Raw genomic sequence first — 20,763 nt, 5'->3', positions numbered from 1 at the left:
CGAATGCCGGATTTTTCTGATTATACAGATATCGTTTTGGGTGATTAGGCAATCGCCTCTGCGAGGATCTTACGCACTTGCTCAGGTGTCACGCTTTGGTTTTCTGTCAGTGCCACCATGCCATGATTGGTCAGTTGTGTCACCACTGCCTCAATCGCCTCTTCTTTGCTCTCTTTATGCTCAGTAAGTTTTGTTGAGACATCAAGGGAGTGATAGAAAGCCTCAATGGCATCAATCGTACGCTCTGCTAGCTGCTCGCCGTTTTCTAAACCAAAGACCTCACGGCCCATTTGCTCCAACTTGGCACGTTTGTACTCAATTTGGTTGCGAAGCAGGGAAGGCTGAACAATCGCCAACGAACGAGCGTGATCGACACCCCAAAGCGCAGTCAGTTCGTGGCCAACCATGTGCGTCGCCCAGTCTTGAGGTACGCCTGAACCAATTAAGCCGTTAAGGGCTTGGTTCGCTGCCCACATCAGGTTTGCACGCCATTCATCACTGTCGCGCTCTGCAAAGCGATCACCGAGATTTTTCAGCGTTTTCAACAACGCTTCGGCGTAGGCGTCTTGCACCATCGCACCGGCTGGGCGAGTAATGTACTGCTCGCAAACGTGCACCCAAGCATCAACGATGCCGTTTAGCAGTTGTTTCTCAGGCAATGTTTTCATTACATCTGGGTCCATCACCGCAAACTTTGGCTGAACGTATGGGCTTAGGAAGGCCAGTTTATCTTGGGTTTCCGCCTTAGTAATTACCGCGCCAGAGTTGGACTCTGAACCTGTTGCTGGCAACGTTAGTACGGCACCTAAAGGCGTTGCAGAAGTCACGTGGTGTTTACCAACTAAAATATCCCAGCCATCACCTTGGTAATGGGCAGATGCGGCGACGTATTTAGAGCCGTCGATCACAGAGCCGCCGCCAACAGCGAGAATAAAATCGATCTCCTGCTCTTTCACAATAGCGACCGCTTTGTCCAATGTTTCCTTGGTCGGGTTAGCCTCAACACCGGAAAACTCGAGCCAGTTATAGCCTTCTAACGCCGACACAATTTGATCATAAACGCCGTTTCTTTTGATTGACCCGCCACCGTAGATGACAAGTATTTTTTGATCAGATGGCACTGCGCTTTTAATCGCTTGAATTTGGCCCTGACCAAAGAAAATTTGTGTAGGGTTGGAGTAAGTAAACTTCATCATTGACCTCACATTGTGATTGGAGTTTTTTTTTGTTATGTGCATAATAGTGCGGTGATGTTGACTTTGGTAGCATCAAAACTCTAAATTGTTTGCCTATTTCTACAAAATTGAGATTCTCTTATGGAAAGCCTTGCCGAGTTAATGCAGCAATATGTTGAAGTAAAAGGTCTTGAAACCCTTGAAGGTGTGATAGAGACCGATATTTCCGGCGTTTGGTTTTATCGCAGTAGCAAAGGGAATGCTCGACAGCCCTTTGTCTATCAATCTGGCATTATTGTCTTGGGGCAGGGACATAAAAATATTCATATCGGTAGCCATCCTGTGCGTTATGGTGCTGACGACTATTTGGTGGTGGGTGTCCCCATGCCACTAGAGTGTGAGGCATTCGCTGATCAAGATCGTCCGCTTCTGGGGATTTCTGTTGATGTCCCCATGGTGCTGCTTCAACAAATGGTGCAAAAGCTTGAACAGCGTGGGTTTCAGAACTTTTGCGCTGAGAAAGAGGAGAGTTGCGGGCTTAAGTCGGTCAAAATGGAAACGAGCATGCTCAATGCGTGTAAGCGCTTGATGCGCGGTTTGTGCGATCCTTTAGAAACCGAAGTGTTGGGGCAATCGCTACTCGAAGAGGTGGTTTTTCGTGCTTTGCTCAGCCAGAAAGGCTATGTGCTTTTTGAATTGGCGCACGCCGAAGGCAACTACTCTCGTATTGCACAAGTGCTTGATAAAGTACATCAGGACTATTCCCAACCTTTGACAGTGCAAGATTTGGCTTCCAAAGCCAACATGAGTGTGTCAGCTTTCCATAGTGCTTTTCGTAGCGTAACGCTCGAATCTCCTATCCAATACATCAAAAAAGTAAGGCTTAGCAAAGCGCGTGAACTGATCAAGCTGGAAGGAAAAAGAGTGAATGATGCCGCACGCCTGGTGGGCTACAACAGCACCTCACAGTTTAGCCGTGAATATAAACGCCATTTCAATGAAACACCGAAAAGTGCATAAAAGTGTGTCAATTCAATGAATGAGATTGTAAGTGGCATTCTTATATATAAAACAATTTGCACAAATATTATGCCGGTATTGAAGCGATATTTAGTGACATATTTTAAAAATTAAGTATTTATCGGTAGTGAACGCGATTTATTATGTTCTATAAAATTAATCAGAAATTAGTTATCGGTACAAAATAAGAATGTAGCCGTTGCATAGTTACACTAGTTTCTTGCGAGTCAATGTTCAATTATTGCAATTGATAGGTGTGAAATCTTCAAACTGTACTTAAGTTATTTTACAGCGAAATATAAGTCATCAAGGGATTGCTTTTGGTGATGATTTAAACGTTGAAACAACAACTTAAGGGAAGAGCCTGTATGCGTTTTAAAAACGGAAAGGCAGCAAAGAATGTGTTTGTACTCAGTACTTTGACTGCTTCATGTCTGATGGCATTCAACAGCTACGCGGCTGTTGATTGTTCACCTCTACAAGAATGGAATTCTTCGACGGTTTATAACGGTGGAGAAAAAGTTCAGTATCAGGGTAGTGCTTATGAAGCCCGTTACTGGACACAAAATAATAACCCAGCAGAATTTTCGGGTGATTGGGCACAGTGGAAAGCACTCGGTGCTTGTGACAATGGCCCGGTTGACCCAGTCAACCAAGTTCCCACCACTGCTTTGACCTCACCAGTTGCAACGGATGTAGTGAAAGAAGGTGATATTGTTGTTCTTGCAGCAACGGCAGCGGATCAAGATGGCACCGTCGCCAAAGTTGAGTTTTTGGTTGATGGCGTTGTGGTTGGTCAAGATACATCGGCACCATTCTCCGCATCATGGACTGCAACCGCAGGCGCTCATACTTTCAGCTCTGTCGCTTATGACGATAAAGGTGCGGTAAGCCAACCAAGCAAAGTGACGTTGACAGTGGAATCCACGCAGCCTGGCAATACGGCACCAACGGTCGATCTTGCACTTTCTGCGACCACGGTTGAGCAGGGCGCAGTGGTTACGTTGACCTCAAATGCAGCAGACAGCGATGGTACTGTTGATAAAGTAGACTTTTTTGTTGGTGGCGTACTTGTCGGTACGGCAGCAACCGCTCCTTATACGCTTGACTATACCACCACTCAAGCTGGCTCTTTGTCGGTCTTTGCTCGTGCGACGGATAACCTTGGTGCAACCACGGATTCCGCTGCGCAGACACTGAAAGTCAACGGTGTGGCACCAGTGGCATCTTGTCGCCCTGACGGCCTGTACCAAACAGAAGGCGTCAACGTGCCTTACTGTACGATTTACGATGAAGAAGGTCGTGAGAAGATGGGGGCAGACCACCCACGTCGTGTGATCGGTTACTTTACCAGCTGGCGTAGCGGTGATGACCCACAAGCGGCTTATCTGGTTAAAGATATTCCGTGGGAGCAGTTAACGCACATTAACTACGCGTTTGTCAGCATTGGCTCTGACGGCAAAGTCAACGTTGGTGACGTAAACGATCCGACTAACGCTGCAACTGGAAAAGAGTGGCCGGGTGTAGAAATCGATCCAACTCTGGGCTTCAAAGGTCACTTTGGTGCGCTAGCCACTTACAAAGAAAAATACGGCGTTAAGACGCTGATTTCTATCGGCGGCTGGGCGGAAACGGGCGGTCACTTTGGTGCGGACGGCAAGCGTATCGCAGACGGTGGTTTCTACACCATGACAACCAATGCGGATGGTTCCATCAACCATGCGGGCATTGAGAAATTTGCCACCTCTGCGGTCGAAATGATCCGTAAGTACAAGTTCGACGGTGTGGACATCGATTACGAGTACCCAACTTCCATGGCGGGTGCGGGTAACCCAGATGACAAATCCTTCATGGAACCTCGCCGTGCTTATCTCTGGGCTTCATACCAAGAGTTAATGCGCGTATTGCGTCAGAAGCTTGACCAAGCATCTGCACAAGATGGTGTTCACTACATGCTCACCATCGCAGCACCATCTTCGGGTTACCTACTGCGTGGTATGGAAACGTTTGATGTGACTAAGTACCTCGATTACGTCAACATCATGTCTTACGACCTACATGGTGCATGGAACGATCACGTTGGTCACAATGCGGCGCTGTACGATACCGGTGAAGACTCAGAATTAGCGCAGTGGAATGTTTACGGCACGGCGCAATATGGAGGCATCGGTTACCTCAATACAGACTGGGCATACCACTACTTCCGTGGCTCAATGCCAGCAGGCCGTATTAACATCGGTGTGCCTTACTATACTCGTGGCTGGCAAGGTGTGACGGGTGGTACCAATGGTCTATGGGGTCGCGCGGCGCTGCCAAACCAAGCTGAGTGTGCTCCGGGTACTGGTGAAGGTGAGAAGAATAACTGTGGTCATGGTGCGATGGGTATCGACAACATGTGGCACGACACCGATCCAAAAGGCAACGAAATGGGCGCGGGTTCAAACCCAATGTGGCATGCGAAGAACCTAGAAAAAGGCATCTTTGGTTCCTACGCGTCCGCTTACAAGCTCGACCCAGTCAACGATCCACGTGATCAACTTGTTGGAAACTATGTGCGTAACTACGACAGTGTAGCTGTCGCGCCTTGGTTGTGGAACGCGGAAAAAGCGGTATTCCTATCAACGGAAGATAAAGCGTCTGTCAGCGTGAAAGCAGACTACGTCATCGATAAAGAGATCGGCGGTATCATGTTCTGGGAACTGGCAGGTGACTATAACTGTTACGTATTTGATGCCAATGGCAACCGCACGACCATCGATGAAAGCGAGCAGGCGTGTGCTACGGGCAACGGTGAGTTCCACATGGGTAACTCGATGACCAAAGCTATCTACGATAAGTTTAAGTCAGCAACCCCATACGGCAACACGGTCGCGACGGGCGCAATTCCTTCAGAGACACTGGACATCGCAGTTTCTGTAGGCGGCTTCAAAGTGGGTGATCAAAACTACCCAATCAACCCGAAAGTGACCTTTACCAACAATACAGGTACAGCAATTCCGGGTGGCACTGAGTTCCAGTTCGACATTCCAGTATCGGCGCCAGATAATGCGAAAGATCAATCTGGTGGTGGCTTGAAAGTGATTGCTTCTGGTCATACTCGTGCGAACAACATCGGTGGTCTGGATGGCGTAATGCATCGTGTGGCGTTCTCGCTTCCTGCATGGAAAGAGCTACCAGCAGGCGGAACTTACGAGTTGGATATGGTTTACTACCTACCAATTTCTGGTCCGGCAAACTACAGCGTGAACATCAACGGTGTGGATTACGCATTCAAGTTTGAACAACCTGATCTGCCAGTTGCTGATTTGTCTGCAGGCAACGGTGGCAACACGGGTGGTGGTGATACTGGCGGCGGTAACACCGGAGGTGGTGACACTGGAGGCAATACAGGTAGCGGTACGGTTATCCAGTGGGAACCCGGCGTCACACAAGTGAATAATGGCGAAACAGTCACCTTCAACGGTAAGTGTTTTGTTGCGAAAAACAGCCCAGGGGTTTGGGAGTCTCCAACACAAACCAACTGGTTCTGGGATGAAGTAACCTGTCCATAGTTCATTGCACTACAAACAAACACCCCAGATTGATTCTGGGGTGTTTTTTTATTGTTAAACATAAGCTTAGTGAATTTAGAATTGATAGCTTTCAGGTACAACAACAATGCCATTGTCCGAAATTTTGAAACGTTGTGAATCTTCTAAGTGGTTCAAGCCAATCTGAGTGTAGGGCGGGATTTTGACATGTTTGTCGATGATGCAGTTGACCAACTGGCATCCTTCACCAATTTCAACATCGTCAAAAATAATACTATCGACAATTGTCGCACTGTCGTTGATTCTGACATTCGAAGAAACAATGGAATGCTGAACGGATCCCCCCGAATTAATCACACCGTTTGAAATCATTGAGTTAATGAAAATACCTTCATTTCCTGAACCTGATGAAACGGTTCTTGCTGGTGGATATTGGGGTTCATAGGTACGGATCCCCCAGTCTTTTTGGTAGAGGTTCATCGGAGGAATCGGCTCTAAAAGGTCCATGTTTGCTTGATAAAAGGAATCAATGGTGCCTACGTCGCGCCAATAGCAATCTTTATCGACCCGGCCTTTACTACCGCAGAACTTGTAGGCATAAACAGTACCCGTTTCAATAAGTTTCGGAATGATATCTTTACCGAAATCGTGTGACGAATTCTCATTCTGCGCATCTTCGGTTAACGCGCTTTGCAGTATATCCATACTAAAAATATAGATGCCCATAGAAACAAGGCTGCGTTCGGGATTATTCGGTAGGTGCGGTGGATTCTCAGGCTTTTCAACAAAAGAATGGACACGATTATTTTCTTCTATCCCCATAACACCAAACGCTTTGGCTTCTTTACAGTTCACATCCATACAAGCGACCGTGAGTGCCGCATTATTGGCGATGTGTTCTTCCAGCATCGGTGCGTAGTCCATTCGGTAGATGTGGTCACCGGATAACACCATGACGTACTTGGCTTCACTGCGTTCGAGCAACCACAAGTTGTGATAGATGGCATCGGCTGTGCCTTCGTACCATTTGCCACCTTTGCGCATTTGAGGCGGTACGGAGGTGATGTATTCGCCCAGTTCAGGGTTGAAAATGGACCAACCATCACGAAGATGTTTTTGCAACGAATGCGATTTGTACTGGGTGAGGACGAGAATTTTACGCAGGCCGGAGTGCAAGCAGTTGGTAAGCGTGAAATCGATAATGCGGTACTTCCCACCAAATGGTACCGCGGGTTTTGCTCTGTCATCCGTTAATGGACTGAGTCGTGATCCCATGCCTCCGGCCAGTATCACTGTCAAAATGTCCTGCATGCGTATTCTCCCTGAATGTGTGCAATGTCCTAAAGATTAGTACAAGATTTGAGCCAAAACCTTTTTATTGAGAAATCATGATGTTTTCATTAAATAATCCATTGCTGTGCACAAAAAGCAAGCAGTGAGCATGGTTGTTGCACGGTGTTAGTGCGTTGCAATGATAAAAAAGGTCGGCGTCTAAGGTCTTGGCGCTTAGTCGTTTTACACTGTAAATAAGCGATAATCACAAGTACTAAAACGAGTGGCTAGTACACGTTGTGCTAGATAAGGCTTTAGGTGGGATTTCTGTAATCTAGTTTGCGTTAGGTTCAAAAAAAGCGCCTTTTTGCAAGGCGCTTAAGGAGTCTCAACAGGATCCTCAACAATGTGATATTGAAATCGCGGCTTAGCTTAGGCCAACAATATTGCCATTTTCATCGATATCCAACGCCATAAAAGCGGGAATGTCTGGTAAACCAGGCATCGTCATCACATTGCCAGTGAGCGCGTAAACAAAACCCGCACCAGCACAGAGCCTAACTTCACGAACCATGATGGTAAATCCACTCGGTGCACCTTTGAGAGAGGACTCGGACGAGATAGAAAGGGGAGTTTTGGCCATACACACGGCCAACTCGCCAAATCCTAACGTTTGATAAAGAGCCAACTGTTGTTTTGCTGTTTCGCTAAATTGCACCTCACCACAACCGTAACCTTTAGTACAAACGGTGATGATTTTATCCTCGAGCGTCTGCTCTGCTCTATACAGTGGGCGAAAGCTTGCAGGCGCATCACATGCTTCAATCACTTCACGAGCCACCGCTTCCATGCCTTTACCACCTTTGGCAAAGCCTTCGCTGATTGCGACATGAACATTGAGTGGCAGTTGCTGAATCCAAAGCTTGAGTTGCCCAAGCTCATCTGCGCTGTCTTGCGGAAACTGATTGATAGCAACGACCACTGGTAAACCGTATTTTTGCGCATTATCAATATGCCATTTTAGGTTACTAAAGCCGGATTTCAGCGCTGCGTGATCCGGTTGAAATAAGGCGTCTGGTAATGGCATACCAGGTTTTAGATCATACAGCCCAGAGTTTGCTTTCAAACCGCGCAAAGTCGCAACAATCACCACGCAATCGGGGGCTTTGTGCGAAGTTGAAGATTTGATGTTGCATGCTTTTTCAAGCCCCATATCAGAGCCAAAACCCGCTTCGGTGACAACGTAACTCGATAGTTTCAAGGCAATTTCATCAGCGATGATGGATGAGTTTCCGTGCGCAATGTTGGCAAACGGACCCGCATGAATGAGGGTAGGCACACCTTCAAGTGTTTGCATCAGTGTCGGTTTGATCGCTTCTTTCAGTGTTACTGTCATCGCACCTGCCACTTGTAGCTGTTCTGCGCTAACAGGTTCGCCATCCAGATTGTAAGCGAGAACCACTTTACCAATGCGTTCACGCATATCTTGAAGGTTTTTCGACAACGCCAAAATTGCCATCAGTTCAGATGCGGCTGAAATATCAAAGCCTTCTTCACGTTCAAATCCGTTGATGGTCTTGCCTTCGTCATTGATTCCAACACGAACTTTACGCAGTGCGCGATCGTTGTGGTCCATTACGCGTTTCCAAACCACGCGATCTGGGTCAATTCTTAATGCAGGGAGCCCGGTGCGAGCTTCAAAGGCTTGATAACCAGCGCGTTGTTCGTGATAGATGCGGGCATCAATGGCAGCTGCGGCAAGATTGTGCGCCGCAGTAACGGCATGAATGTCGCCAGTAAGATGCAAATTCAGCTCATCCATCGGGGCGACTTGTGAATAGCCACCACCCGCAGCGCCCCCTTTGACACCAAAAACAGGCCCCATAGAAGGTTGACGGATACACGCCATTACCGATTGGTTGAGGCTCTGTAACCCTTGTGCTAGACCGATAGTGGTGACGGTTTTGCCTTCTCCAAGTGGGGTTGGTGTAATTGCCGTGACCAAAACAAGTTTGCCATCTTGTTGCTCAGCAAGGCGTTTTACACATCGGGCAGACACTTTCGCTTTATATAAACCGTGAGTTTCAAACTCATCCGCCAACAGTCCTGCTTTTGTTGCAATCTGTTCAATTGGTTTAAGAGGTGTCGTACGACAAATATCGATATCTGAAAGCATGCAAAACCCTTATCTAACAATCACGCAAACGTTTGCGGAGGCATGATACTTAAATGCATAATTGAGTAAAGTATTATATAAGCTTAGTTGTGCTACAGCTTAGTTTAATTTGAGAAAAATTGGCTTAGATCAAAAAGAAAAGGCTGCATAATAGCAGCCTTAAGAGAATTAAGTACGGAATCTATCGATCCCAATAAGCTTCTTCTAAACTGTCTTCACGTTCTGGTAAAGCACGTGATAGGCGCGGAGAATGCTGAGTCAGTACTTCGTAACTGACTCGGTTTGCATACTTACAAATTTGTGACAGTGACGAATAGGTCAGGCACATATGCTGATGTTTCTCTGAGTTAGGGACATTCTTCAGATGAAACGCGTTGGACGCCATATCATGAAGAAGGGCAGAGAGTGCACCATCGCCAGCACCATTGGTGTTTTTGATTTCGGCCGGGCCACCTAAGTAAGGGCCAATATGGGAGTAGACTCGGACTGGCTCTTCACATTCAGCTCGGCGCATTGCACGACTAAATTCGTACATATTGAAGCCTTCAATCGCACCTTGGTAAAGGTCGTGCGTCGTTTCGCGCTTCGCATCGTTGTCGGTGTAACCTGCCATGTAAAGGCCGTCTGGACCTGCAGTGCAAAGGACAAGGTCAACCCAGTCGAGTGCTTTATCGGCCGCTTTCAGTGGATCAGATTCACCGGTCAGAGCTTGGCCTTCTTCTTCATTCATCGCCACAACCGTGATGTTTTCACGGATGTATTCCTGCCACCATTCAGGGTTGCCTTCGATCACGTATTTCGTTCCGAGAGTCAGTACGACGGGTACGGAATACTTTTTCGCGTATTCAATAGCACGTTGTACCGCTTGTGGCATTGGATCTTCCGGCTTACCTCGCATTAGGTACGACGAAACCACGAGCGCAGCTGCTTTTTCAAACACTTCTTCTGGAATGCTCTCTGGAGCGAGCTTGTTCATGTGACCTTCGTTGATCGCAAAGGTGCGCTCACCATCTTCAGAGATAAGGGTGTAGCAACGACCAATAGGGCCATCCACCGTTTGTAGGTGGTTGAGGTTCATGCGAGAAGATGTACGACACAAATAGCGATAGGCGTACGAACCAACTTGAATGTTTTTCGACATGACACCCAGTAGAACAGACTTACTGTCTGCTAAGACTGAGTAGTTATGAAGGGTATTGCCAATGGTATCACCAGGGTATTGGTGAGTAATTAGGCCACGTTCTACTAACTCTTCGTAGAGGGCGTCAGCTTTACTTTCTTCAAGAACTAGCGAGTGTCCTTTACTTAACTCATATTTCGCCAAAAATGCGTCATCTACACGCGCTTCGATATCTACGATTGTCTGACCAACACCAACGATGGTTGGGCGGTAGAGCTTAGGTGCCACTTTAAGTTCAGTAACGAGTGGATCTCGAGTGTTTGTAGGGAAATAGTGTTTAGATTTTCGCTGACCAGGAAACTTCATACTAGTGATAGATTGAGAAAAAAGAGGCGCATCATATCACAAATTTTTTGAAACAAGGCTCTTTTTGTTACGCGAAAAATTGGCCGAACAGTTTTTGTTCGGCCAAGTGGTTTTTGTGCAGATATTATTGAGTTAGTGCTTCTGTTTTGCTCGGATCAACGTAGGCGTCAGTCCCCCAAAGCGGGACCGTTGATAAGCTATGTTTGAAGCTACCTTCGGTTTCTTTGGTTGTGTACGAAAGGTAGAGTAGGGTCTGGTTCTTTTGATCGTAAATACGACGAACCTTCATTGTTTTAAAAAAGATACTTTTTGACTGCTTGAACACCACTTCGCCGGACGAGCTTTTGTCGATCTTAGCGATCATTTCCGGTGTAATACTGCCAGTCTGGCGGCAAGAGATAGAGCTGTCACTCGGATCGGATAGGCTTAAGTTTGCCTCAATCGAAGCGATGTGACACGTTACGCCGGTGACCACTTCATCTTGTAGCGAGGTGATTTTAATGTCCTTTAGGGTAAACCAACCCAAGCCTACGTCACCGACCTCGTTGCCACCACACCCTGAAAGCAGGGCTGTTGTCGCGAAAACAGCGGTAAGTAGTTTTAATTTCATCGTCTTATCCTTTTTGACCTTGTCAACTGAATGAGCTTACCTTACCAGTTTTGACCCTCAGCTGTCTCTAACTAGTTCGGTCAAACTTGCGCCATGCAAACGTTTGAATCGCAAATTGATTAGAACCAATCTTAACCGCATGGTATGGTATGAGCCTTGCAGGAAAGTAGGAAAACGAAGAGGTTATCAGTATGAAGAGAACATGTGTTGTGCTGTTGATTTCGTTAGGCTTACTTGCCGGGTGTTCAGCACCTCCGAAATCTACCATCTGTACACCCAAAATTTGTGATATTTGGAATTAATCATGTCGAATCAAGCTCCGCCAATAACGAATAAAAAGAACAAGTGGTTATCCGATCAAGTTGATTGTGAGTTTCCCACCAAAGAAAGTATTGACGGATTGCAACTCTACCGCGCTTCTGCTGAGCAGCGCACCACAGAGCCATTTTCTATCGCGGTGACCGAATGTGAGGAGATGGAACACTACTTGGTCGATTTCCACCGTCTGACCATTATGTTTGCACTGCTGCAAAGTAAGCGTTGGTCTGACGAAAGTGAACAGTCGTTAATTGTTGAGTTTCTTACGCAAATCATTCTGTCGCCAGAACACGATCTTTATGTGAGTTTCTCTCACGGTGAGCCCGTAGGCGCAGCGATGGTGACGCGTTTGGAGTCAGAACTTTTGGTTTCCGATGTCGTGTACAAACAAGCTTTCGATAAAGAACGAGTTGCGGGTTATTTGAGCTGTTTGCTTGAAAAAGTCACACAAGAAATGTCAGCCGTAGAGAAAATTCTCATCGAAATTTGATCAATGTCGTAATAAGTTCCTAATCAGCCACTATCATATCCCCACCATTTATTACTTGGGATGCATATGAGAACGCTTAGGCTTATTTTGATGTCCGTTGTTGTGCTGCTGATGAATTCCGCATTCGCTTCGACACAATGGCAAACGCGCCAAGTGCTCATTCTCCATTCCTACGATGCTTCTTATCAATGGACTCAAGAGATGCAGAGAGGCATTGAGAAAGCCATTGACAGTATTGACGGCGATGTCCGTCTATCTGTTGAGTATCTCGACACCAAACGAATCTCTTCGGCGGACTACTTACAAAAGACCGCCGAGTATATGATCGCGAAATATCGCGGTTATCATTGGGATGGAGTGCTGGTCACCGATGATAACGCACTGCGCTTTGCACAGACGTACTTTTCACAGCAGCTCACACAGTATCCCGTCGTTGCCGTCGCGATCAATGATACACAGTGGCAAAGCCAATCGAGTAAACACAACTTCCAAGTCATTTATGAAAAAGACTTGCTAGATGAAAACCTCGCTCTGATTGAAGCCCTTCGCCCCAACATTCAAAAGCTCTATTATCTTGCGGACAAAAGTATTACCTCCGATCTGATTCGCGCCGACCTGAATCATTCGATGCGTCAGCACGCAAACATTGAACTTGTCGACATCTCAGATAAATCGCTCAGCGAAGCCTGCCAATTTTTAGCTCAGATTGATCCGGATGATGCGGTGTTACTCACGCACTACAACACAGAGCTGAGTTCTGGCGTATTTCATTCCTACAAAAAAATCTCGAACGCAGTAGGCGAAAGTAGCCGAGCACCGGTTTTTGTTCTGTGGGATCTCTATCTTGGGCAGCCTGGCATTGTCGGCGGCTACGTTAATAGTTCAGAGAAATTTGGCTATCAGGGCATGTTGATGCTGGCAGAGCAAATGGGCTATACCTTGCCAGAGGCGATGATGGATGAAAGGCCATCCTCACTTGTCTTTGATTTCAACGCACTAGACAAATACGACATCGATTTAGATAAGTTACCGTCTAACGCAACGTTATTGAATGAGCCCATTTCTTATTTGGTGAAGCATCGGCAGGTATTGCTGGTTGCGGGTGTAATTATTTTGTCGTTGTCTATGGTGATCGCCATGCAGTACATGACGATTCAGCAGAAAAAATTGATTAACTTGAAAAATCGCAAAATTGTTGCTCTGCAGAGAAGAACATTAGCGGTGCAAAAAGAGATGATTCATGTGCTAGGTGAAGCCATTGAAACACGTTCTGGAGAAACGGGTAACCATGTTAAACGTGTCGCGCAATTATCCGTTGGGTTAGGGCGTTTATGCGGATTGAGCCACCGTGAGTTGGAGATGCTAGAAATCATTAGTCCGATGCACGATGTCGGCAAAATTGCTATTCCTGAAGCCATACTGGACAAGCCCGGTAAACTTAGCCTAGAAGAGCGAGAAGTGATCCAGACCCATTGTGAAGTGGGTCATCGCCTCCTTAATAACAACAAAGCCAAGATCATGAAATTGGCCGCATTGGTCGCGTTACAGCATCATGAGCACTGGGATGGCCACGGCTACCCATATCGGCTAAAAGAAGATGAAATTCATGTTTTCTCAAGGGTTACAGCCATTGCCGATGTGTTTGACGCATTACTTAGTGAGCGTTGCTATAAAGCGGCTTGGGACATTCATCGAGTGATCGACTTCTTTGAACAGCAGAAAGGTAAGCAGTTTGATCCGTACTTAACGGATTTGCTACTCAACAACATCGACCAATTTGTCGAGATTCGAAACTGTTATCCAGATAATCTTAATGAATTCAAGCAGGCGAGCTAAATTCGCTACACTCTGCGCATTTATGATCATTCTCCGGCATAGATTATGATTTTTGTCGGAGAACTCCGGTTTTCTGAGCACTTTGCTTCATATAGTAAAGGGGATTTAAGTGAACGCCCTTCGTTCACGCTGATTTCTATAAACTGGGGAATGCGAATGATAAAAACAAAAATAAAATGCGTCATTTTCGACTGCGACGGAACCTTGGTCGACAGTGAAAAACTGTGCTGCCATGCTCTCGTGAATGTCTTTGAAAAATTCGGCTCTCATATTTCCTTAGAACAATGCCTTGCTCAGTTTCGAGGTGGGAAACTGGCTGACGTACTTTCCGATGCAATGGCATTGGCTGAGCTCGATATATCGTTGGATTTACTAGAGCCTGCTTATCGTAATGAGTTAAACCATTTGTTTAACGAGAAGTTGCAAGTGATGCCTGGGGCAGAAAACTTGCTCGATTTTCTCGAACGGGAAAAAATTGAATATTGCGTCGCGTCGAATGGCCCGAAAGACAAGATTGCGCTCTCTTTAAGGCTGACGGGTTTGTTAGAACGGTTTGAAGGGAAAATGTATTCGGCGTTTGAAGCGAATGCGTGGAAACCCGATCCTGATCTTTTGATGTACAGTGCGTTCCACATGGGGTTTGCAGCGGATGAGTGTATCTATGTCGACGATACGCCAAAAGGGGTGGAAGCCGGTATTAATGCAGGTATGAGGACGTTTCAGTTATTTAACGGTTATGACATTAACCAAACAACAGATGCCCGAGTCAGACAGATCGGGCATTTGGAAGAACTGATTGAGATTATTCGCCAAGAATCAAATTAGTGACAACTGTTACTGATGGAATGTACGTAAGCAGGTCGATTTTGATAGATAGGTGCCATTTGGAGACAACGAATGGCGCTGAAGTTCTTTGTATGGAAACCGCATGACGCACATGTGAACTTTTCCCCGTCTCCAGAGATGAAGTACTCGTCGTGTTGACAAAGTGGGCATACGGTATTTTCGTTTACGTCGATATATTTATAAGTATTCATTTTTTAATCACCAGCAGCAAAATAGGCCCTATTAGAATAGCGAAATGTTTAATAACAGGGCATTTTTTCACTCTAATAAACAAGTTCTTGAGAGTGATATCCCAGTATTGTATGAGAAGTTAGATATTTTCATTGCAATTTGTTTCTTGAGCCGAAAATGAAATTGAATGCTTATTCCCAATAAGAAAGAAGGCGTAAACAAATATGACCCAAAACGAATAAAGCAACTCACGGATATTAAAAAAGCTCCCGAAGGAGCTTTTGTCATTGTGTACGATATTGTTTAAGGATTTGTGACAGTGAGACAGTGGCCTTGGTAAGATTCGCCACTCCTGATGACGACTGCTGCGCAACGTTGCGTATCGTATTTGATTGGCTGCGAATATCACTGAGCTCTGAGGCAATGTCGTTAGCGACCGCACTTTGCTCTTCAGCAGAGGTGGAGATTTGAATACTCATGTCCATCAGTACTTTCGCTGAGTCAGCAATCGATTTGACGTCCGTACCAATTTCTGCAATCAAATCACTGCTGGTTTTCGCTTGGCTGACCGTTTGGGCGGTAATCGAAGCGATGTTTTGACTCTCTGTTTGCAGCTTCTCTATCATGGCTTGAATTTCAACAGTGGCCGCCTGAGTGCGGCTGGCCAAGGTTCGAACTTCGTCGGCCACTACAGCGAAGCCACGCCCTTGTTCGCCCGCTCGTGCCGCTTCAATCGCGGCGTTAAGTGCCAGCAGGTTTGTTTGTTCAGAGATGGCATTGATGGTGGTGATTACATCATTGATTTGCGTCGTGTTGTCATTCAACGTGGATACTGATGTCGATGCTCGCTCAATGTAGCTAGAAAGCTTATCAATCTCTGCAATCGCGGACACAACGCGTTTATGACTACCTTCAATATGATGGGTATCGCGTTCTGTTTGATGCGTCGCTTGCTGAGAAATCGAAGAGACTTCTTTGGCTGAAGCGGTCATTTGCTCCATAGCGGTAGCCACTGAGTCTAATGAGGAATACTGATTTTGGATTTGCGTTTCGCTGAGCTTCATCTCTTTTTCAAATGAAGCACTGGTTTCGCCCATCGTATTTGCATTCTCTTTGACGCTTTTTACTAGATCGGTCAGAGTGTCCATGGCTTTGTCTAGCGCACAGCCAATGGTACCAAATTCATCACGACCCGGATGGAAGCCAAGACGAGAGGTTAAATCGCCCTCACCAATTTTCTGTGTAGTGGTGTAGAGAACCCACAGTGCGCCACCAAGGAAAGTTGCGACCCAATAACAAAACAAACCGAAAGGAGCGAGCCACAAATAGCTTAGCAAAAAGGTGGTTAGGGCGGAGGATCTAGCCTTGTCATCAGATTGTTTCGTATTCGCAGTGAGCTGATAAAACTGGCCATCGGCTCCTTTTAATGACACGGTAGTCATGCCATCTTTGTATTTTGCATCAGTTGCACTTGCGGCTTTAGATACACCACTGGTGGCCAAAATGGCTTCACTGTTGGGATGGCTGACGATCCCTTGTAAGCGGCTTTGCGCGGCGATTTTAGCCTGCACCTCTATCTGTTCTAGTTGGTTAACATAACGGGCACCTGAAACACAGGATAGGGCGAGGGTAAACAGGGTGACGATGACCCAGATTTTGTCATTGATCGACATTTTGATAAACAAGCGGTCGATGGTCCTAAATTCAACTTCTCTCATATCTGCTCCATATTGAGATCAATTCGTCGCTAAAGTTATAGTGATACGGAAAGATTTTATGAGAGGAAGCTCAAGGTTGTATGCAATTAATGATATGTAACATTTTAATATTGTGATCGGTACGGTATAACCACATATAACAGGATGTATAAAGAAGGTTTGCACGATGCAACCTGTTACACACTATTTCCCCACACATACTAAGGAGTGGTCATGTCAGAATTTGAACTGAAAAATGATGAGACACTAGAGTGGCTGGACGCGATGGAAATTGGAATCGATTTGTCGCAATACCCAAATGAAGAGAATGACGCAGACAGCGATGCCTGTTGATCCCCCCCTGACACACAATAATGAACTACCTTGCCCACCTACATTTAGCGGATGTTGCCAACAGTGACATGTTAGGCAACTTACTGGGCGACTTCGCCAAGGGTGACCCAAGCAAACAATATTCATCGGAAATTGTGCAAGGGATTCGTCTGCATCGCGCCGTCGATAAGTTTGTTGATACACACGGTATCGTGCAAGCGTGCAAAAAACGTTTCCCAGAAGCACAGCGACGTTTTGCATTAATCGCTTTAGACATGTTTTGGGATCATTGCCTTGCGATGCATTGGCATCGATACAGCGATATCTCTTTAGATTCATTTGTGCATTATGCGCAACGAGAAGTGGCCAAACACGACACCAAAGATCTGCCACCCTCTTTTTTGCTGTTGAATCAGCGCATGTGGCAAGGAAAGTGGTTGCAGTCATATCGTGAGATGGACAATATCGAGTTTGCTCTGCACAGAATGTCACAGCGTCGACCAAGATTGTCGCCACTCTTTGAATGTCATGCCACATTACAAGACGAATATGAGCGGTTTTCGAGCGCCTTCGAAACGCTTTATGCCGACACATTACAATTTAGCTGCAACCAACAGAAAGAGTTTGGCTTGTAGATAGAGATATTTATCTGCCTCTGCTACAATCCGCGCTCATTTTTTGGGGGCCGTAATGACAAATACTTTCATTGAGCTTGGACTTGACTCTTCGTTAAGCGATCATCTTTCTCAGCTAGGATTTAACACACCAACACCGATTCAACAGCAAGCGATTCCGCATCTTTTGCAAGGTAGAGATGTGCTGGCTGCTGCTCAAACAGGAACAGGAAAAACCGCCGCTTATGGCTTGCCTCTGATCCAAATGTTGTCACAACAGTTGCGAGAAGAAACGGCACCCAAACATCCTAGAGCACTGATCTTAGCGCCAACTCGAGAGCTGGCGCAGCAAGTGTTCGATAATTTGAAACAGTATGCGCAACATACTGATTTGGCAATCGTTACTGTATACGGTGGAACCAGCATCCGTGTTCAACAAGAACAATTGGCGAAAGGTGTTGATATCCTCATTGCGACGCCTGGGCGTCTATTGGATCATCTTTTTACCAAGAAAACCTCATTGAACCAGTTGCAAATACTGGTGTTAGACGAAGCCGATCGCATGTTGGATATGGGCTTTTTGCCCGACATTCAGCGCATTATGAAAAGAATGCCTGAAGAGCGTCAAACGCTGCTGTTTTCCGCTACGTTTGAAACGCGTGTTAAAGCACTGGCTTATCGTTTAATGAAAGAGCCTGTCGAAGTTCAGGTTGCCGCGGCCAACAGCACCGCCGACACCGTTAAGCAGATGGTGTATCCGGTCGACAAAAAACGCAAAAGTGAGTTGTTGGCGTATCTCATTGGCTCTCGTAATTGGCAGCAAGTGTTGGTGTTTACCAAAACTAAACAAGGCAGCGATGCTTTGGTGAATGAACTAAAGCTCGATGGCATCAAGGCTGCGTCCATCAATGGCGATAAATCGCAAGGTGCACGTCAGAAAGCACTGGATGATTTTAAATCGGGTAAAGTACGCGCGTTAATCGCCACCGATGTCGCCGCGCGCGGTTTGGATATTGCGCAGCTAGAGCAAGTCGTAAACTTCGATATGCCTTATAAGGCGGAAGATTACGTGCACCGAATCGGCCGAACGGGGAGAGCAGGGCAAACGGGTCTCGCAGTGTCGTTTATGTCACGAGATGAAGAATACTTGCTGCAAGCGATTGAAAATCTTCTGGATACCCGTTTACCGCAAGAATGGTTAGCGGGATTTGAGCCCAGTGAAAAAGAGAACTACGTTGAAGATACTTCTAGCAAGCGTACCAGTCGTTCAGCAGAGAAACGTAAGCTTAAGCAAAAGTTAAAAATTCACCAAGGCCGTGGTAAAAAGCGCTGATTACCGTTCGGGCTCACCGCTTAAGTTAAAGCACAAAAGTTAGAGAACAAAGAGTTAGGTCGGAACGGGCACACCATTCCGACCTGTTTTATTACTAGCCCTAGCCAAAGGAGGCCAAAGAAAACGCGGGTTCTTCTTCAAGTGATTGCGGCATCGCCAAAAAGTAACCTTGGTACATATCCAGATTCAACAATTTCATTAGGCTAAGCTGCTGCTCGGTTTCAATCCCTTCAATCACGGTTAGCGATTCCATTTCTCGGGCAAAAGCCAATGCGCATAACAGCAAGTTGGTATCGCCTTCTTCGTAGCGCTGAAGCAAAGAGCGGTCAAGCTTAATGATGTTGGGCAGTATATTGCGTGTGCGCTCCTGAGTGGAGGCCGCAATGCCAAAGTCGTCAATGGCCCACCAAAAGCCGTTTTTACTCAAAGAGCGAGTCGCGCATTGAAGCTCTTGCTCACAGTTCACTTTGATTTCAATCAGTTCCATGACAATTTGCTCTGGGCAAAGATCGACTTCTCGAATGGTTTTTAGCAAAAAATGGTAGCTCAGCTCTTCTAATGCCAGTCTTTCAACCGCATGCGGTAACACATTGAGAAAGAGTTTCTTATCTCGATAACTGGATTGAGCAAAATTGCGTATGTGCATGATGCGGCTCAAACGTTCAACGTTGAGCTTATCAATTGGTGAGATCTCATCGGAATGAAAAAAATGGTCGGGACGGATAATACTTCCGTCATCACACTGGATTCGGACCAGTGCTTCAAGGCCCACAACAGTCAGGTCTTTTTTGTAAATTGGCTGAAAAACACTTCGAAGTGTCATTTCCTTATAGCGTGAAACAAACTGTCCACCCTGCTCAGAAAATATATACTCGTTCAGCTTCTCTGCAGTTAACGTGTTCATCTTACGGCTCGAATTAGTGGTAGAACAGCTCCTTGTTCCTACCATGCGAAAAACAGTGTTCTGTGCTGAGTCAAATCTTTGTCTAACTTTCTAATGGATGCACAGCCACATACTTTGGTTCAATGAACCTCTAGGTCAACTGACCCTAATTAATACTTCTAAAGTTAATATCTAACCCGCGCTTGTTTTGCTTATCAAGTAAAGTTGCATGCCAAACTTATAATTGTCGAAGCAGCTCAAATTTTGTGTTGCATAAGCGTTAAAACTTGGGGGTAATTTGCGCAGTTAGATCGATTTACCACTGGAGTACTGCGTAAAATTGAACATATTTACGCACCATCTGTTTGTTCCCTGAGCGCCTTAGCGGGTGGCCAAACTTTAGGTAACAAGGAGAAATGTTGAAACGGCTTTCCAATGATTGAGTCAGCTGTGAATCACTGGTGTAGAGCGAAATTCCTTGTTCACTGTACTCGTTGATTTGGTCCGGTAGCTCACCCATCCACCAATAAAGAAGTTCACGGCTAGTTTTACTACGGCTGATCCAGTGATCACCGATAAGGAACAATAAATCATTGGGTTGTATTGCAAACCCATACTCACTTTGCCATTCAGTGACATCGGCCAGTAAATTGTCTCGGCATGTTTTGCCCGCACTGACCATATGGTGAGATAACACCCAAACCGTGCCGATTTCTGATGTTACCCGGTATTGGTGTGGCAACTCGCCCACATCCACTTTTTCCAGCGGCTCAATCACGCTTTCATGAGCAAATTGCTTAAACGTGTTCTGCATACGGCGCGCAAAAGCCAATCCTAAGTGGTGCTCACTCATACCTTGGTTATGTACGGCGGGATAGTGCTTTTCACACAGTTTTAAACAATCGTCCTGAAAGTTGTTGACGCTTTTAATCACAAGGTCGAGTAGCAAGATATGTCCTTATAGAAATCGAAA

At 46.0% G+C, this 20,763-nt stretch carries 16 protein-coding genes; 7 read left to right on the top strand and 9 right to left on the bottom strand.

The window, feature by feature from the left end; translation table 11 throughout:
• Positions 1-44 precede the first annotated feature (44 nt).
• Positions 45-1,193 carry an iron-containing alcohol dehydrogenase gene (locus tag AOT11_RS21725; protein WP_026050853.1) on the bottom strand — a complete coding sequence of 383 codons (1,149 nt, stop codon included), beginning with the start codon at positions 1,191-1,193 and terminating at the stop codon, positions 45-47.
• Between the two features lie 123 nt (positions 1,194-1,316).
• On the opposite strand from AOT11_RS21725, the gene AOT11_RS21720 reads away from it, so the two are divergent.
• Together AOT11_RS21720 and AOT11_RS21715 are read left to right on the top strand one after the other, a co-directional pair.
• Positions 1,317-2,195 carry an AraC family transcriptional regulator gene (locus AOT11_RS21720; protein ID WP_017422889.1) on the top strand — a complete coding sequence of 293 codons (879 nt, stop codon included), beginning with the start codon at positions 1,317-1,319 and terminating at the stop codon, positions 2,193-2,195.
• A gap of 368 nt (positions 2,196-2,563) precedes the next feature.
• Positions 2,564-5,746 (top strand): chitinase C-terminal domain-containing protein, encoded by a 3,183-nt coding sequence (locus AOT11_RS21715; RefSeq protein ID WP_017422888.1) that lies wholly within the window; start codon positions 2,564-2,566, stop codon positions 5,744-5,746.
• Between the two features lie 75 nt (positions 5,747-5,821).
• Here the strand turns inward: AOT11_RS21715 and glgC are convergent, their stop codons facing one another.
• The 4 genes from glgC to AOT11_RS21695 form a co-directional block, all read right to left on the bottom strand.
• Positions 5,822-7,036, bottom strand: coding sequence for a glucose-1-phosphate adenylyltransferase (glgC, locus tag AOT11_RS21710; RefSeq protein ID WP_017422887.1), 1,215 nt, complete (start codon positions 7,034-7,036; stop codon positions 5,822-5,824).
• Positions 7,037-7,424: 388 nt separating this feature from the next.
• Positions 7,425-9,173, bottom strand: coding sequence for a formate--tetrahydrofolate ligase (locus tag AOT11_RS21705; RefSeq protein WP_017422886.1), 1,749 nt, complete (start codon positions 9,171-9,173; stop codon positions 7,425-7,427).
• A 181-nt stretch (positions 9,174-9,354) separates the two neighbouring features.
• The gene (locus AOT11_RS21700) at positions 9,355-10,659 is read right to left on the bottom strand and encodes an inosine/guanosine kinase (RefSeq protein ID WP_017422885.1); all 1,305 of its coding nucleotides are present in this window, start codon (positions 10,657-10,659) and stop codon (positions 9,355-9,357) included.
• 124 nt (positions 10,660-10,783) lie between these two features.
• Complete coding sequence (locus tag AOT11_RS21695; protein WP_011081196.1) at positions 10,784-11,269, bottom strand: CreA family protein; 486 nt, start codon at positions 11,267-11,269, stop codon at positions 10,784-10,786.
• Positions 11,270-11,573: 304 nt separating this feature from the next.
• Between AOT11_RS21695 and AOT11_RS21690 the strand changes: the two genes are divergently transcribed.
• From AOT11_RS21690 to AOT11_RS21680, 3 genes are all read left to right on the top strand, one after another.
• The gene (locus tag AOT11_RS21690) at positions 11,574-12,077 is read left to right on the top strand and encodes a hypothetical protein (RefSeq protein WP_017422884.1); all 504 of its coding nucleotides are present in this window, start codon (positions 11,574-11,576) and stop codon (positions 12,075-12,077) included.
• A 60-nt stretch (positions 12,078-12,137) separates the two neighbouring features.
• The gene (locus AOT11_RS21685) at positions 12,138-13,913 is read left to right on the top strand and encodes an HD domain-containing phosphohydrolase (RefSeq protein WP_017422883.1); all 1,776 of its coding nucleotides are present in this window, start codon (positions 12,138-12,140) and stop codon (positions 13,911-13,913) included.
• Positions 13,914-14,069: 156 nt separating this feature from the next.
• Positions 14,070-14,738, top strand: a complete 669-nt coding sequence (locus tag AOT11_RS21680; RefSeq protein WP_026050852.1) for an HAD-IA family hydrolase — start codon at positions 14,070-14,072, stop codon at positions 14,736-14,738.
• On the opposite strand, the gene AOT11_RS23965 is transcribed toward AOT11_RS21680, so the two are convergent.
• Both AOT11_RS23965 and AOT11_RS21670 read right to left on the bottom strand, forming a co-directional pair.
• Positions 14,735-14,950, bottom strand: coding sequence for a hypothetical protein (locus AOT11_RS23965; RefSeq protein ID WP_072599220.1), 216 nt, complete (start codon positions 14,948-14,950; stop codon positions 14,735-14,737). The two genes, AOT11_RS21680 and AOT11_RS23965, sit on opposite strands and share 4 nt — an antisense overlap.
• A 264-nt stretch (positions 14,951-15,214) precedes the next feature.
• A complete protein-coding gene (locus AOT11_RS21670; RefSeq protein ID WP_017422880.1) occupies positions 15,215-16,648 on the bottom strand; it encodes a methyl-accepting chemotaxis protein in 1,434 nt (477 codons plus the stop codon).
• 353 nt (positions 16,649-17,001) lie between these two features.
• Here AOT11_RS21670 and AOT11_RS21665 point away from each other — a divergent pair, with 353 nt between their 5' ends.
• Positions 17,002-17,595, top strand: a complete 594-nt coding sequence (locus AOT11_RS21665) for an acyl carrier protein phosphodiesterase (RefSeq protein ID WP_017422878.1) — start codon at positions 17,002-17,004, stop codon at positions 17,593-17,595.
• A gap of 55 nt (positions 17,596-17,650) precedes the next feature.
• Positions 17,651-18,907: a DEAD/DEAH box helicase gene (locus AOT11_RS21660; RefSeq protein WP_017422877.1), complete on the top strand. Its 1,257-nt coding sequence runs from the start codon at positions 17,651-17,653 to the stop codon at positions 18,905-18,907.
• A 100-nt stretch (positions 18,908-19,007) separates the two neighbouring features.
• On the opposite strand, the gene AOT11_RS21655 is transcribed toward AOT11_RS21660, so the two are convergent.
• Together AOT11_RS21655 and AOT11_RS21650 are read right to left on the bottom strand one after the other, a co-directional pair.
• The gene (locus AOT11_RS21655) at positions 19,008-19,811 is read right to left on the bottom strand and encodes an EAL domain-containing protein (protein ID WP_011081203.1); all 804 of its coding nucleotides are present in this window, start codon (positions 19,809-19,811) and stop codon (positions 19,008-19,010) included.
• A gap of 295 nt (positions 19,812-20,106) precedes the next feature.
• On the bottom strand, positions 20,107-20,739 hold the full coding sequence (locus AOT11_RS21650) for a hypothetical protein (RefSeq protein ID WP_017422876.1): 633 nt from the start codon (positions 20,737-20,739) through the stop codon (positions 20,107-20,109).
• Positions 20,740-20,763: the final 24 nt, after the last annotated feature.

The sequence above is a fragment of the Vibrio vulnificus NBRC 15645 = ATCC 27562 genome (assembly GCF_002224265.1).
Lineage (GTDB): Bacteria > Pseudomonadota > Gammaproteobacteria > Enterobacterales > Vibrionaceae > Vibrio > Vibrio vulnificus.
This window is presented reverse-complemented; position numbering and strand designations above follow the sequence as displayed.